The organism is Arthrobacter sp. AG1021 (assembly GCF_003633665.1).
Lineage (GTDB): Bacteria > Actinomycetota > Actinomycetes > Actinomycetales > Micrococcaceae > Glutamicibacter > Glutamicibacter soli.
Map to the genome: position 1 here is coordinate 488,126 of NZ_RBLB01000009.1, position 13,838 is coordinate 501,963.

Here is a 13,838-nt window from a genome sequence, read left to right on the forward strand (position 1 = left end):
TGCGGTGTACTGGGAGTCAATCGATCGATTGGGAGCGGCATGCAACTGGGACAGATCCACAAGGCGGCGGTGTCCTGCTTTGCGCGGCAGGGGTTCGCGGCCACCGGGATCCGGGAGCTGGGCGCCGCGGTCGGGCTGAATTCGGCGACCCTCTACCACTACGTCGGCGGCAAGCAGGAGCTGCTGCTGGGCGTGATCCGCAACTGCCTGGACGCGATGATCGACGGCGCGCAGGACGCCATCGAGGACGCCGACCCCGCGCAACGGCTGGCCGCGCTGGTCGCCTTCCACGTTGGCTTCACCGCCACCAACCCGCAGACTGCGCGGGTGGCCGAATACGAGATGCGTTCGCTGTCCGGCGAGCACCGCGCGGCCATGCAGGCCCTGCGCGACGAATACGAGGCGCTGTTCACCGACGCGCTGGCCGACGGCGAGCGCGCGGGCCTGTTCCACGCCCCGGATGCGGGCATGGCACGGCTGGCCATCATGGAGATGGGCACCGGCGTGGCGCACTGGTACCGCCCCGGCGGGCGGCTGCCGCTGGCCCAGGTGCAGGCGAACTTCATCCAGATGGCCCTGCGCATCCTGGCGGCCGACCCGGCCGTCCCCGAAGAGCTGCCGGTTCCCGCCCGGCTGGACAGCGAACCGCACGACCCCGAAGGAGCACGATGAAGACCCTTCCCACGCGCGTTGACGCGGATTCCGAGGATTTCGCCCGCCGTCGCGGCGAGTATGCGCCGCTGATCGACGAGCTCTACGAGCGCCTGGCACGGGCCGCGCGCGGCGGCTCGGAAAAGTCCCGGGCGCGTCACGTTCAGCGCGGCAAGCTGCTGCCCCGCGACCGGGTGGACCGACTGCTGGATGACGGCTCGCCCTTCCTGGAGGTCGCGCCGCTGGCCGCGGAGGACATGTACGACGGGGCCAGCCCGGGCGCGGGAATGATCGCCGGCATCGGGCTGGTGCACGGCCGGCACGTGATGGTGGTGGCGAACGACCCGACCGTCAAGGGCGGCACCTACTTCCCGATGACCGTGAAGAAGCACCTGCGCGCGCAGGAGATCGCGCTGGAGAACAGGCTGCCCTGCGTGTACCTGGTGGATTCGGGCGGCGCCTTCCTGCCGATGCAGGACGAGGTGTTCCCGGACCGCGAGCACTTCGGGCGCATCTTCTACAACCAGGCGAACCTCTCCGCGGCCAAGATCCCGCAGCTGGCGGCGGTGCTCGGCTCCTGCACCGCCGGCGGCGCCTACGTGCCGGCGATGAGCGACGAGACGGTGATCGTGCGCAACCAGGGCACCATCTTCCTGGGCGGCCCGCCGCTGGTGAAGGCCGCGATCGGCGAGGTGGTCACCGCACAGGAGCTCGGCGGCGGCGAGCTGCACGCCAAGACCTCCGGGGTGGTGGACCATCTGGCGGACAACGACGAGCACGCGCTGCAGATCCTGCGCGACATCATCTGCACCCTGCCCGAGCCGGAGCCCCGGAGCGCCGTGTACGCCGAGCCGCTCTACGACGCGGCCGAGCTGGCGGGCATCGTCCCGGTGGACGTCAACACCCCCTACGAGGTGCGCGAGGTGATCGCCCGGCTGGTGGACGGCAGCGGGTTCCACGAGTTCAAGGCCGAGTACGGCACCACCCTGGTCACCGGGTTCGCGACCCTGTACGGGCACCGCGTGGGCATCATCGCGAACAACGGGGTGCTGTTCTCCGAGTCGGCGCTCAAGGGCGCGCACTTCATCCAGCTGTGCGACCAGCGCGGCATCCCGCTGGTGTTCCTGCAGAACCTCGCAGGGTTCATGGTGGGCCGCGACTACGAGGCGGACGGCATCGCCAAGCACGGGGCGAAGATGGTCACCGCGGTGGCCACCGCCCGGGTGCCCAAGTTCACCGTGGTCATCGGCGGCTCCTTCGGCGCCGGCAACTACTCGATGTGCGGGCGCGCCTACTCCCCGCGCTTCCTGTGGATGTGGCCTGCCGCGCGCATCTCCGTGATGGGCGGGGCGCAGGCCTCCAGCGTGCTGGCGACCGTCAAGCGCGACGGGCTGGAAGCCGCCGGGCAGGACTGGCCCGCCCAGGACGAGGAGGCCTTCAAGGCGCCGATCCGCGAGCAGTACGAAACCCAGGGCAGCCCCTGGTACTCCACCGCCCGGCTGTGGGACGACGGGGTCATCGCCCCGGCCGACACCCGCCGCGTGCTCGGCCTGGCGCTGGACGCCTGCGCCGGCCAGCTGCCGGACACCACCTTCGGCTTGTTCAGGATGTGAGCATGTTCAACACAGTACTTGTCGCCAACCGCGGGGAGATCGCCGTGCGCGTGATCCGCACCCTGCGCGCGCTGGGCATCCGCTCGGCCGCCGTCTACTCCGACGCCGACGCCGGCTCCCCGCATGTGGCGGCCGCCGACGTGGCGGTGCGCCTGGGCCCCGCCCCGGCCGCCCAGAGCTACCTCGACATCGACGCGGTCCTGTCCGCCTGCCGGGCAGTGGGCGCGCAGGCGGTGCACCCGGGGTACGGCTTCCTCTCGGAGAACGTGGACTTCGCCCGCGCCCTTGAGGCCGCCGGCATCACCTTCATCGGCCCGCCGGTTCACGCCATCAACCTGATGGGCGACAAGATCCGCGCGAAGAACCACGTCACCGCCCACCGGGTGCCGACCACCCCGGGCATCGCCGAACCCGGGCTCGACGACGCCGCGCTGGCCGCCGCCGCGGCGGGCGTCGGCTACCCGCTGCTGATCAAGCCCTCGGCCGGCGGCGGCGGCAAGGGCATGGTGGCGGTCCACTCCCCCGAGGCCCTGCCCGAGGCGCTGGCCAGCGCCCGGCGCACCGCTGCCTCGGCGTTCGGCGACGACACCCTGTTCCTGGAGCGCCTGGTCCCCAGCCCCCGGCACATCGAGGTGCAGGTCCTGGCCGACGCCCACGGCACCGTCCTGCACCTGGGCGAACGCGAATGCTCGCTGCAGCGCCGGCACCAGAAGGTCATCGAGGAGGCGCCCTCCCCGCTGGTTGGCCCCGGGCTGCGGCAGAAGCTGGGCGCCGCGGCGGTCGCGGCCGCCGCCTCGGTGGGCTACGTCGGGGCCGGCACCGTCGAGTTCCTGCTCAGCGACGCGAACCCGGACGAGTTCTACTTCATGGAGATGAACACCCGGCTGCAGGTCGAGCACCCGGTCACCGAGCAGGTGGTGCGCGTGCGCGGGCAGAAGCTGGACCTGGTCGCCTGGCAGGTGCGCATCGCCGCCGGCCAGCGGCTGGACTTCAACCAGGAGGAGGTCGGCCTGCAGGGGCACGCGATCGAGGCGCGGCTCTACGCGGAGGACCCGGCCGCCGGGTTCCTGCCCTCCGTCGGCACCGTGGAAAAGCTGCGGCTGCCCGGCGCCGTGCGCGTGGACGCCGCGCTGCGCGAGGGCCAGCAGATCAGCCCGCACTACGACCCGATGCTCGCCAAGGTGATCGCCGACGGGCCCGACCGCGCCGCCGCGCTGCGCGCCCTGGACCGGGCGCTGGCGCACACCGTGGTGCTGGGCGTGAAAACCAACATCGAGTACCTGCGCCTGCTGCTGGCCGATCCCGACGTCGTCGCCGGCAAGCTGGACACCACGCTGGTCGAGCGCCGCAGCTTCGAGTTCCGCCAGATTGGCCCGGCGCAGCTCGCGCTCGCCGCGCACCTGCTCAGCCCGGCGCCCGGCACCGGCCCCTGGGCGGCCGACGGCTGGCGGCCCGGCGCCCCGGCACCGCGGCGGATGCAGCTGGAGGCCGGGGACCGGGTGCACGAGGTGTCGCTGTCCGCCGGCACAGCGGTGGTGGACGGCGAGGCCCACGAGCTGCTCGACACCCCCAACGGCGTGCAGCTGGACGGGCAGCTGGCCGACATCTCCTGGGCGCGCGAGGGCGACACCCTCTGGCTGGGTTCCGAGGGCTGGAGCACCGCGGTGCGCCGCCTGGGCCGGCGCGAGCAGATCCGCGAGGCCCAAGCCGACGCGACCGTCTGCCCGCATGTCACCTCCCCCATGCCCGGCACCGTGATCGCGGTGAGGGCGGCCGACGGCGACGCGGTCGCCGCCGGGCAGGTGCTGCTGATCGTGGAGGCGATGAAGATGGAGCACCAGCTGGCCTCGCCGGCCGACGGGATCGTGCGCATGCCGGCGCTGAAGCCCGGCGACCTGGTCACCGCCAAGCAGACCCTTGCCACCATCGAGCCGAGCGCCGATGATGAGCATACGCGAAAGGACGAAAATGGCTAACCGCATCGTGCAGCGCGGACTGTACCTGGACGAACTGAGCGTGGGCGAGCTCTACGAGCACCGGCCCGGACGCACGATCACCGAGTCGGACAACGTGCTGTTCACGACGCTGACCATGAACAACCAGGGGCTGCATCTGGACGCCGCCTGGGCTGCCACGCAGCCCTTCGGCAAGCCGCTGGTCAACTCGCTGTTCACGCTGGGCACCATGATCGGCCAGTCGGTGCCCCAGCTGACCGAGGGCACCATCATCGGCCAGCTGGGGCTGGACACGGTCAGCTTCCCCCACCCGGTGTTCCACGGGGACACCCTGTACACCGAAACCGAAATCGTCGAGGTCCGCCCCTCGAAATCCCGCCCCGGCCAGGGCATCGCCACCATGCGGCACACCGGGCGCAACCAGGACGGGGTGGTCGTCGCGACCGCCACCCGCACCTGCCTGATGTGGACCAAGGCCGCCCACGAGGCGGCACTGAGCAAGGAGGAGCAATGAAACTCGGACCTGCGATCCTGTTCTGCCCGGCCGACCGGCCCGACCGCTACGCCAAGGCCGCCGACCGCGCCGACACCGTCATCCTGGACCTGGAGGACGCCGTCGCCCCGGAGCACAAGGAATCCGCCCGGCAGGCGGTGCTTGAGAGCTCACTGGACCCCGAACGCACCATCGTGCGCGTGAACCCGTTCGACACCAACTACATCGTCGCCGATCTGCGCGCGGTCAAGCAGGCCGGGTACACCCGGATCATGCTGCCCAAGTGCGAATCCGCCGAGCAGGTGCTGAAGCTGGATCCCTTCGAGGTCATCGCGCTGTGCGAAACCGCCCGCGGCATCAACGCCGCCGCGCAGATTGCGGCGGCCGCCAACGTCTCCGCACTCATGTGGGGCGCCGAGGACCTGACCGCCTCGCTGGGCGGCACCTCATCGCGCCACCCCGACGGCAGCTACCGGGACGTCTCCCGCTTCGCCCGCGCGCAGGTGCTGCTGCAGGCCGCAGCGCACGGCAAGGGATCCATCGACTCGGTCTACCTGGACATCGCGGACCTGGACGGGCTGCGGGTCGAGGCCGCCGACGCCGCTGCCAGCGGCTTCACCGCCAAGGCCAGCATCCACCCCAGCCAGATGCAGGTCATCCGCGAGGCCTTCGCTCCCTCCGCGGAACAGCTGGATCGGGCGCGGCGGCTGCTGGCCGCCGCCGAAGGGAACGCCGGCGCCTTCACGTTCGAAGGGCAGATGGTCGACGCGCCATTGTTGCGGCAGGCCCGGGCCATCGTGGAAGGTGAAAAGTGACGGCCTGTTAAGCACACCGGGACAGCGAGTCCAGAAACTTCCGCTGACATGCAGTGAGGCGAGTTTTGCTACCGAAGATGCCGGCGTCTAGCGTTGAAGCTGCGCCGCCTGGACAGGCCATGCGGTTCAGAGATCCCTAAAGGTAGTTCATGTCTTCCACTCGCAAGCCCGGCTATGACACTCTGGTCTTTTTCTGGTTCGCCGTCATTCTCTGGGTTCTTGGCATTGTGTCCATCTATGCCAACACCTACTTCTTGATGAATGGTGCAATCACCACCAACGCGTGGGGACTGACCGTGCTTGCTATGGCGGCTACCGGATTCTTTCTGCTGGCCGGAATCTTCTCCATCGTGGTTGCGCACAAGATCATCGCGATGCTGATCTATCTGGTCCACCGCCAGCCGTAGTCGCCCCGGGATGCAAAATCGGCACCGGAGAAGACCTCCGATGCCGATAGTTTCAACCTGTCACTAGGCGATGGCGAGTGCCTGCGCTTCGGTATGCAGCTTCTTGTTTCCGTAGTGCACGGCGAAGAACCACGCCACACCGGTCATGATGTGGATGAGGCTCAGGGTGATGGCGGTGGCGACATCGGCGGAATTCATGATCGGGAAGGCGATCGACGCCACGGCGATGACCAGGCCGATCCACTGGGCCACCTTGGTGATGCCCTTCTGGGCACGACCGAGCAGGAACACCACAAGGCCCAGGGCAACAATCGAAGCCCAGGTGTAACCCAGAACCTGGGCGAAGTGCACGACATCGTGCGAAGTTTCACCGATCTGCATGGAGGCTCCGGCCGAGCCGCCGATGAAGAAGATGATGACGTTGAGGTACCCGGCGCCGAGCGCGGCGATCGCTACCTGGATGAAGTTGAATGGGCTATTTGGGGTTCCCTGCGGGGCCATTGACGTTCCCTAAGATATCGTTGACAGTTCTCAACGATTCTATAGTCGAACATATCCAGCCAAAACCCTTGGGCCGGGTGACTTCTACAACACCCGTCCCGTACAGAACTATTCGCAAATGACACGCCCCCAGAACGTGCCAAGTCCAATCAACCTGCCACGGCTCGCTCGGTGGCCTTCTTGTTGGAGTTGTTCACCGCGATGTACCAGCTTGCGCCGACGATCACGTGCATGATGGCGACCGCAACCGCGCTTCCCGCGTCTTCGGCGAAGAACAGCTGCGTCACGGCCGAGAGGAGCAGCAGGGCAATCCCGAGCACCTGCGCGACGCGGCAGAATCCCGGACGGCCGCGTGCGATGAGGAAAGTCAGGAAGCCGAGCACCACGATCGGAGGCACGGTGAACCGGATAATGTGGATGAAATCGATGTTCCGGAACATCCCGTCGGAGAATTTCATAGATGCTCCGGCGGCCTCCGCGATGAAGAACGTGAGCACGCTCAGGGCCATGGCGCCAAAGGCGGCAAGCAACACCTGAACGAAGTTAAACGGCATTGTGAATTTGACGTCAGCTTGCATGGCCGGACATCTCCTTTGATGTGAAAAACCGAATCCCCGCTCTTTCACTGTACGCCCGAAAACAAGCTTTGAACCCGGCCATTTTACGGCTCGCGGTTTCGATCGCCCGGGGTGTGCTCAGGCCTCGGCGATGGTCACTTCCAGCTTGCCGGCTTTCCAGAGCTGGGTCGCTTCGGCGGCCCAGGCCAAGGCGCGTTTCGACTCGGCAGGCGTGAGGAAGTGCGTGTTGATGTGAAGCCGCTGCTCGGGGTCCACGCTCTTGGGCAGCAGCACCATGGGCCTGCTGCCTTCGACCTTGACTGCATGGAACAAGCCGCAGTGGCGCCCGATGTGGTGCACCGTGCAGTAGAGGTCGCCGCGGTCGATGTCCGTCCGGCCTCCCTTTTCCCATGCGTCCAAGTGGTCGAGTTCGCAGCGTTCGGCGGGCATGGTGCACCCCGGGAAGGCGCAGCCGCGTCGTGCGGTGCGCAGGGCCTTGGCCTGGCTCTTGGAAAACAGCCGCTGCGAGCGGCCGAGGTTGAGGATCCGGTCTCGCCCGTTCAGCACCACCGGGTAGATGCCGGCATTGCAGACCGCGGCCCTGGCTTCGCCTGCGGAAATCGGCTTGCCCGTGATGGTCACCGCGAAGTCCTGCCCCGTTTCGACCATCTTGTCGTAGTCGATGATGATGCCGACCTCGGTGGCAGAGCCTCGGCGTTTGCCGGTTCCGGCGGATCTTAGCGTCGCAAGCAGGCCCATCAGGTGGCGCAGCTCGGGCCGCATGTCCTCGAAGGGAACCAGCAGCTCGGCGGCTTCAGGGTCTGCCGGCGGTATGTCCTCGGCGGGTTCTCTGTCGACGTCGAAGCCTTCATGATCAGTGCCGTCTGTATCCAGATCTTCGTGGTCCGGCTCTTCAGCGGCCGCGTCGTCGGCTTCCTTGGGGTCCTGCGCCCAATCCGGCATGGTCTCGGAATCGTCCCAGTCCGGCGGGGCGGGGTCGCCGTTTTCAGCGGCCAGGTCCTCGGCGGCCTGGCGGTGGAGTTCTTCGCGGTTGCCGGTCTCGGTTTTGGGGTTGTCCACCTTGCGCAAGTGCGCGTCGACCACTTCGGCCTGCGAGGGCAGCACCCGCAGCAGGTAGTGTTCCAGCCCCTTGCGGCAGCCGAGCTTGAACAAGCCGATCTCGGAGAGCAGCGCGCCCAGCGGCCGCTTGCCGGACTTGAGCTGGTGGATCAGGTCGGCGACGTGCTTGCGGGCGGTTGCGGGCTGTTCGCGGATCAGCGCGACGGCCTCCGCCTGGATGTTGGCGCGCGCTTTCTGCCCGGCGGGGCCGGGGCCGAAGTCCTTCTGGGCGCCGTGGATCAGCCGGGAGGCGGAAAGCACCAGACGCGGGTCGGAGCGCGGGGCGGTGAATTCGGCGGCCAACTGGGGCAGCAGCGGCGCGGCGCGGTGCCCGGCGGTGGTGACCTGGGCGATGAGGCAGTCGGTCTGGGCCAGGCGGTCGCGGGCGGTGCCCAGCGGGATGCCCAGCCAGTTGTGCAGCAGCCCGGCGGTGTTCTTGTAGGGGGTGCGGCCCATGGTGGTGCGCCCGGCAGCGCGGGCGAGGTCCTCGGCGGAGGGGTGCTCGCCGGCGTCGGCGATGGCCTGAAAGGAGTCGGCGTCCAGCTGGTGGGCGCCGGTGCGGCGCAGCAGGTCGGCGGCGAAGAGCTGGGCGCGGGCGAACTCCTGGCCCAGCTGTTCGACAAGCAGCGCGAAGTAGGCGGCGTGGCCGGCGGGGAGGTCCGCGTCGGCCACGTCCGCCCAGGCCGCTGCGATGAGGCTGCGGGCCTCGGCCAGTTTCCCGACCGCTTCGGTGCTTGTGGAGGTCTGCATGTCCCCAGCGTGCGGCGGGCGCCGGGAGGGCCGGCCGCCGCAGCTGCGGATTGTGGATTACTTCGAGGCGCCGATCGCCCAGACGCGCGGCAGCTGCGTGCCGTTGACCGCGAGGTCGCCGATCAGCCGCGCCTTGAACACCCACGGATTGTGGTTGCCGGCGGTGCGGGCGTTGCGCCAGTGGCGGTCGAGGTTCTTGGACACGCTGGTGGCGGAGGCGGCCAGCGCGTCGAAGGCGTGGGTGAGCGCGGTGAGCACCAGCGGGGTCAGCACCACCTGCCCCTGGGCGGAGGCGAGCTCGGCCGCGTCGTTGGCGGCCTCGTCCTCCTGGATCGAGCCGCCGGAGTGCAGCGCGAGCGCCGACTCGTAGGCGCCCTGCAGCGCGTTCGAGACGCGCTCGACGGTGGCCGCGGCGGCGAAGGCGGCGGCGGAGACCTCGCCGATGACCTGTAGCAGCTGCGGATCCTGCCCGGCGATGTTGGCCGCGGCGTGGCTGAAGGTGCGCTTGCGGGCCGCCAGCTGCGCGGCGAACTCGCGTTCGGCGGCCTTGGCGGAGCCGGCGAGCACCGCCAGCAGCACCTGCTGGTAGAACGCGGTCTGGTACTTGAAGCGGGTGTCGAACTCGATCAGCTCCTCCACCGCCGCGCCGGTGAAGGTGGAGGTGCCGGTGCCGGTGGTGCGCTGGCCGAAGCCGTCCCAGTCCTCGGCCAGCTCCACGCCCGGCTGGTGCCGGGAGACCGCGGCGATGACGCGGGTTCCGGTGTCGGTGCGCTGCGCGTAGGTGTCAAGCCAGTCGGCGAAGATCGATCCGGTGGAGTAGTACTTGGCGCCGGTGATCGTGAAGCCGCCGGAACCGTCCGGGCTGACCTTGGTGGCCACCTCGCCCACTGTCACCGCTCCGACCTCGGTCCAGGAGTTGCCGACCAGCTGGCCGGCGGCGAAGCGGGCCAGCCAGGTATCGCGCGCCGGACCCGGGGCGGCGACCAGCCGGTCCTCCACGAACGCGAAGTGCGCGCGCAGCGCCTGGGCGATGTTGGAGTCGGCGGCGGCCAGGTCGGTGAGCAGTTCGAACAGCTCGGGCAGGGTGGCGCCGGCGCCGCCGTGGGAGACGGGCACGCGGATCGCGCCGAAACCGGCGGCGGCGAGGTCGGCGACCTCGCGGTAGGGCAGTTCGCCGGTGCGGTCGCGGTCGGCGGCGCCGTCGGCGATGGCCTGGAAGTGCGGGGCGAAGCGTTCACGCAGCCAGGCCAGGCGAGATGTGGACAGGACAGTCATCTGGTGTTCCAATCGGTGTTGCAGGCAGGGTGGCGTAGGCGTCCAGTGTCTAGGTGTACAGCGAGAGCGGCTGCGATTCGCCGCGCAGGAAGTAGGCGCCGACCTCGATCTTCTTGTAGTCCACCGGGTCGTGCAGCGAGTGCGTGCGCACGTTGCGCCAGAACAGGTCAAGCCCGACGTCGCTCTTGGTGGAGGAGGATCCGGTGACCTCGAAGATGCGGTTGGCGACCTCCACGCCGGCCTCGCTGGCCACGACCTTCAGCTCCGCGATCGCCACCGCCAACTCGGCGCGCTGCGGCTGGCTGACTGCCCCGCCCAGCACCTGATCGAAGCGGCGGCCCAGCTTCTCCGCCAGCGCGGCCACCGCGGCAGTGCGGGCCTTCAGCTCCCCCACGGTGCGCTGGAAGACGACGTCCTGCGAATAGGTTTCGGCCTGCGAGAGGAACCAGGCGTTGGTGCGCCCCAGCAGGATCTGCCGGCCCCGCGCCAGCGCGCCCTCCGCGATGCCCAGGTAGAAGTTCGCGAAGGCCAGCTGGATGCCCGGGGTGAGCAGGGTGGCCACCGGCTCGTCGGTGACCGGGCCCAGCACGTCGGACGGCTCGATGCGCACGTTGCGGTACACCAGCGAGTTCGAGGCGCTCAGCCGCTGGCCCAGATAGTCCCAGTCGTCGACGATGCGCAGTCCTTCGGCCTCGCGCGGGACCACGAAGGCCAGCAGCTCGCCGCTGCCTTCGACCTCCGCGTTGACGACGATGACCTCGCCCACCCCGGAGCCGGTGGAGAAGCGCTTGGCCCCGTTCAGCCGGTAGCCATCGCCCTCGCGGGTCAGCACCAGGTTCGGGTCCACCGGGTTGACCGAGTCGCCCCACAGCCAGCTTCCCGCCACGGTGCGCCGCCACCAGTCGGCCTGCGCCTCGGCCGGGGCGTAGAAGGCGATGCCCGACTGGTTGATGTAGTGGTAGGCCAGCAGCTGGGAGATCGACCCGTCGGCGGCGGCCAGGATGCGGATGACCTCGAAGGCAGTCTCGAAGTGCCCGCCGGCGCCGCCGAACTCGGCCGGGACCAGCAATTCCAGCAACCCTGCCTCGCGCAGCAGCTGCACCTCGGCGAAGGGCTGCTTGTTGGCGCGGTCGCGGGCCAGCGCGTCGGCGGCCAGGGTGCCGGCAACCTGGCGGGCGACGGCGCGCCAGCGCTCCAGTTCGGCCTGGCTGGCGGTGCCGGTGTACGGGACGCGGGGCAATGCGGTGACGGTCATGATCGGGCTCCTTGGAATTGGACTTCCGAGGGATACCGGGACGCGGCCCGGGCTCCATCGAACCTGGCGTTAGCACTCCCTGCGGATTACAGGCTTGCTGCGGCGTCGCGGAGCCAGGTCTCTCAGCCGCTCTGGATGGTGTGCACCGATTCAAGCACGCCGCCGAAGCCGGAGGGAACCGCCCCGTCACGCGGCGGAACGCACCGCAAAACTGCGTCATATTGGGAGTTTGGAACCCGCGCCGGGCCCAGATCGCGACGGCGCGCGGCAGCATCCAGCCGTCGCACGACGTCATATTGGCGCACGCAGTGCCCGGGCCCGGCGGGCCCTGCGGCTAGCGGGAGAGGAAGCCGAGCAGCAGGTCGTTGACCTCCTTGGCGTGGGTCCACAGCAGCCCGTGCGGGGCGCCATCCACCTCGTGGTACTCGGCGGCGGGCAGCGCCTCGGCGAAGCGCCGGCCGGTGACGTCCACGGGCAGGATCCGGTCGGCGGTGCCGTGCACGATCAGCGCGGGCACGTCGATCTTCGGGATGTCGGCGCGGAAGTCGGTGGTCCAGGTGTACTGGGCCGCGACCGAGGCGTAGGGCGAGGCGGCATAGGCCAGGGCCTTGTTCGCGGCCAGCGCCTCTTCGCTCAGCCGGTTGCCCAGGAAGGTCTCGGTGTTGAAGAAGTTCTCGAAGAAGCTGCTGAAGAACGCGTAGCGGTCGGTTTTGGCGGCCTCGGCCATCGGGTCCAGCGCATCCTGCGGCACACCCTCGGGGTTGTCATCGGTCTGCAGGATGAACGGTTCCAGCGAGCCGAGGAAGGCGGCCTTCGCGACGCGGGCCGAGCCGTAGGTGGAAAGGTAGCGGGCTACCTCGCCGGTGCCCATGGAGAAGCCCACCAGCACTGCGTCCTTCACGTCAAGCGTTTCCAGCAGCGTGTGCAGGTCGGCGGCGAAGGTGTCGTAGTCGTAGCCGACGGCCGCCTTGGAGCTCTTGCCGAAGCCGCGGCGGTCGTAGGTGATGACGCGGTAGCCGGCGCCGAGCAGCGTCGCGGTCTGCAGCTCCCAGGAGGATCCGTCCAGCGGGTAGCCGTGGATCAGCACCACCGGCTGCCCGGAGCCGTGGTCCTCGTAGTACAGCTCGATATCGGTGGTGTTCTCTTCTCCGACTTTCACGGTTGCCATGCTGGCCCTTTCTCCGACGAAGGTCGCGGCGGTTGCCGCGCTGCCTCCCACGCTAGGCATCGGTCCTCGACGGTGGCAAGGGTTTTGCGCAAAGCGACAGCGAGCGCTTCAGCGCAGGTAGGTCCGTGCGACGCTGAACGCGGTGCGCTCCAGCAGCTTCAGCGCGTCGGCGGACAGCTCGGCCAAACTCGCCGGGCCCGGAGCGATCGAGTAGGCCGCGAGGATTCCGGCGTCGGCCAAAACCTGGTCTTCCAGGCTGACCGATCCGGCGATCACGATAACGTCTCCCCCGGCGGCCTGCAGTACCCCGGATACCACCTTGCCCTGCAGGGACTGCGAGTCCAGCCGGCCCTCGCCGGTGATGACCAGATCCGCGCCGCCCATGATGCGGTGGGCGTCCAGCACCCGGGCGACCAGCTCCCACCCGGGGACCAGGTCGACCGCGAAGTAGCTGCCCAGGCTGAAGGCCAGGCCTCCGGCGGCGCCCATGCCTTCTCGGTCGCGCAGCACCCGGCCGGTGGCGGTTTCCAGCACATCGGCCAGCCGGCCCAGCCCGGCGTCGAGGGTTGCGACATCCTTCAGGGAAGCACCCTTTTGCGGCCCGAAGATCGCTGCGGCGCCGTTCTCGCCCAATAGCGGGTTGGTGACATCGCAAGCGATCTGCCACACTACCCCGGCGGCGCGCGGATCCAGCCCGCTGACATCGATGCTGTGTAGCTCGTTCAACGGGCCGCCTCCCGATTGCAGCTGGTTGCCGTCGGCGTCGAGGAACTTGGCGCCCAGAGCGGAAAGCAAACCGGTGCCGCCGTCGGTGGTCGCGGAGCCGCCCAGGCAGAGGATGATTTGCTCGGCCCCGAGGTCCAGCGCCTTGGATACCAGCGCGCCGAGCCCGTAGGTGGTGGCCGACAGCGGCTGGCGCGGCGCATCGGCGACCTGCGGCAGGCCGGCTGCTTCGGCTGCTTCGACCACCGCGATCTTCCCGTCGGCAGACAGCCCCAGCCGTGATTGCACCGGTCTGCCTAAGGCATCAGCGGTTTGCACCGGAACCGGTTCGGTGCCCCACGCGTCGATCAGCGCTTCCAGGGTTCCCTCGCCTCCGTCGGCGAAGGGCACCGCGGTCACGGAGATTTCACGGCCCAGGCTGCCGGCACCTGCGAGGAATCCGGTCCTGATGGCTTCGGCGACCTCGCTGGCGCGAGCGCTGCCTTTGAAGGAATCCGGCACCACGGCGATTTGCAACCCAGTGGCCGGCGAAGAGTTCGGTGTTGAGGTCATGCAT

General features: G+C 69.1%; 13 protein-coding genes and 1 riboswitch. Of the genes, 6 read left to right on the forward strand and 7 right to left on the reverse strand.

Annotated elements, in window-relative coordinates:
- Positions 1-39 precede the first annotated feature (39 nt).
- The 6 genes from DFO58_RS13415 to DFO58_RS13440 all read left to right on the forward strand — a co-directional run bounded on the left by DFO58_RS13415 (position 40) and on the right by DFO58_RS13440 (position 5,934).
- A complete protein-coding gene (locus tag DFO58_RS13415) occupies positions 40-672 on the forward strand; it encodes a TetR/AcrR family transcriptional regulator (protein WP_120991375.1) in 633 nt (210 codons plus the stop codon).
- On the forward strand, positions 669-2,264 hold the full coding sequence (locus tag DFO58_RS13420) for a carboxyl transferase domain-containing protein (RefSeq protein WP_120991376.1): 1,596 nt from the start codon (positions 669-671) through the stop codon (positions 2,262-2,264). The genes DFO58_RS13415 and DFO58_RS13420 overlap by 4 nt, the downstream gene beginning before the upstream one ends.
- A gap of 2 nt (positions 2,265-2,266) precedes the next feature.
- On the forward strand, positions 2,267-4,240 hold the full coding sequence (locus DFO58_RS13425) for a biotin carboxylase N-terminal domain-containing protein (RefSeq protein WP_120991377.1): 1,974 nt from the start codon (positions 2,267-2,269) through the stop codon (positions 4,238-4,240).
- Positions 4,233-4,733 (forward strand): MaoC family dehydratase, encoded by a 501-nt coding sequence (locus tag DFO58_RS13430; protein ID WP_120991378.1) that lies wholly within the window; start codon positions 4,233-4,235, stop codon positions 4,731-4,733. Before DFO58_RS13425 ends, DFO58_RS13430 begins: the two co-directional genes overlap by 8 nt.
- The gene (locus DFO58_RS13435; RefSeq protein WP_053799040.1) at positions 4,730-5,527 is read left to right on the forward strand and encodes a CoA ester lyase; all 798 of its coding nucleotides are present in this window, start codon (positions 4,730-4,732) and stop codon (positions 5,525-5,527) included. The genes DFO58_RS13430 and DFO58_RS13435 overlap by 4 nt, the downstream gene beginning before the upstream one ends.
- 149 nt (positions 5,528-5,676) lie before the next feature.
- Entirely contained in the window at positions 5,677-5,934 is a 258-nt protein-coding gene (locus tag DFO58_RS13440) for a hypothetical protein (RefSeq protein WP_120991379.1), read from the forward strand.
- A gap of 63 nt (positions 5,935-5,997) precedes the next feature.
- Here the strand turns inward: DFO58_RS13440 and DFO58_RS13445 are convergent, their stop codons facing one another.
- The 7 genes from DFO58_RS13445 to DFO58_RS13475 form a co-directional block, all read right to left on the reverse strand.
- Positions 5,998-6,435, reverse strand: a complete 438-nt coding sequence (locus tag DFO58_RS13445) for a DUF6069 family protein (protein ID WP_120991380.1) — start codon at positions 6,433-6,435, stop codon at positions 5,998-6,000.
- 149 nt (positions 6,436-6,584) lie between these two features.
- Entirely contained in the window at positions 6,585-7,013 is a 429-nt protein-coding gene (locus DFO58_RS13450; protein ID WP_120991381.1) for a DUF6069 family protein, read from the reverse strand.
- A gap of 117 nt (positions 7,014-7,130) precedes the next feature.
- A complete protein-coding gene (locus tag DFO58_RS13455; RefSeq protein WP_120991382.1) occupies positions 7,131-8,861 on the reverse strand; it encodes an HNH endonuclease signature motif containing protein in 1,731 nt (576 codons plus the stop codon).
- A 57-nt stretch (positions 8,862-8,918) separates the two neighbouring features.
- Positions 8,919-10,136 (reverse strand): acyl-CoA dehydrogenase family protein, encoded by a 1,218-nt coding sequence (locus DFO58_RS13460; RefSeq protein ID WP_120991383.1) that lies wholly within the window; start codon positions 10,134-10,136, stop codon positions 8,919-8,921.
- A gap of 49 nt (positions 10,137-10,185) precedes the next feature.
- Entirely contained in the window at positions 10,186-11,391 is a 1,206-nt protein-coding gene (locus DFO58_RS13465) for an acyl-CoA dehydrogenase family protein (protein WP_183043204.1), read from the reverse strand.
- A 51-nt stretch (positions 11,392-11,442) separates the two neighbouring features.
- Positions 11,443-11,533: riboswitch (SAM riboswitch) on the reverse strand.
- Positions 11,534-11,725: 192 nt separating this feature from the next.
- Complete coding sequence (locus tag DFO58_RS13470; protein WP_047120377.1) at positions 11,726-12,559, reverse strand: alpha/beta hydrolase; 834 nt, start codon at positions 12,557-12,559, stop codon at positions 11,726-11,728.
- A 108-nt stretch (positions 12,560-12,667) separates the two neighbouring features.
- Positions 12,668-13,834 (reverse strand): glycerate kinase, encoded by a 1,167-nt coding sequence (locus DFO58_RS13475; protein WP_047120378.1) that lies wholly within the window; start codon positions 13,832-13,834, stop codon positions 12,668-12,670.
- Positions 13,835-13,838: the final 4 nt, after the last annotated feature.

Bases quoted from the DNA above. Each gene is read 5' to 3' on its own strand.
- DFO58_RS13420 (WP_120991376.1), top strand. From the start codon at position 669: ATGAAGACCCTTCCCACGCGCGTTGACGCGGATTCCGAGGATTTCGCC.
- DFO58_RS13475 (WP_047120378.1), bottom strand. From the start codon at position 13,834: ATGACCTCAACACCGAACTCTTCGCCGGCCACTGGGTTGCAAATCGCC.
- DFO58_RS13460 (WP_120991383.1), bottom strand. From the start codon at position 10,136: ATGACTGTCCTGTCCACATCTCGCCTGGCCTGGCTGCGTGAACGCTTC.
- DFO58_RS13425 (WP_120991377.1), top strand. From the start codon at position 2,267: ATGTTCAACACAGTACTTGTCGCCAACCGCGGGGAGATCGCCGTGCGC.
- DFO58_RS13435 (WP_053799040.1), top strand. From the start codon at position 4,730: ATGAAACTCGGACCTGCGATCCTGTTCTGCCCGGCCGACCGGCCCGAC.
- DFO58_RS13430 (WP_120991378.1), top strand. From the start codon at position 4,233: ATGGCTAACCGCATCGTGCAGCGCGGACTGTACCTGGACGAACTGAGC.
- DFO58_RS13470 (WP_047120377.1), bottom strand. From the start codon at position 12,559: ATGGCAACCGTGAAAGTCGGAGAAGAGAACACCACCGATATCGAGCTG.
- DFO58_RS13465 (WP_183043204.1), bottom strand. From the start codon at position 11,391: ATGACCGTCACCGCATTGCCCCGCGTCCCGTACACCGGCACCGCCAGC.
- DFO58_RS13440 (WP_120991379.1), top strand. From the start codon at position 5,677: ATGTCTTCCACTCGCAAGCCCGGCTATGACACTCTGGTCTTTTTCTGG.
- DFO58_RS13455 (WP_120991382.1), bottom strand. From the start codon at position 8,861: ATGCAGACCTCCACAAGCACCGAAGCGGTCGGGAAACTGGCCGAGGCC.
- DFO58_RS13415 (WP_120991375.1), top strand. From the start codon at position 40: ATGCAACTGGGACAGATCCACAAGGCGGCGGTGTCCTGCTTTGCGCGG.
- DFO58_RS13445 (WP_120991380.1), bottom strand. From the start codon at position 6,435: ATGGCCCCGCAGGGAACCCCAAATAGCCCATTCAACTTCATCCAGGTA.
- DFO58_RS13450 (WP_120991381.1), bottom strand. From the start codon at position 7,013: ATGCAAGCTGACGTCAAATTCACAATGCCGTTTAACTTCGTTCAGGTG.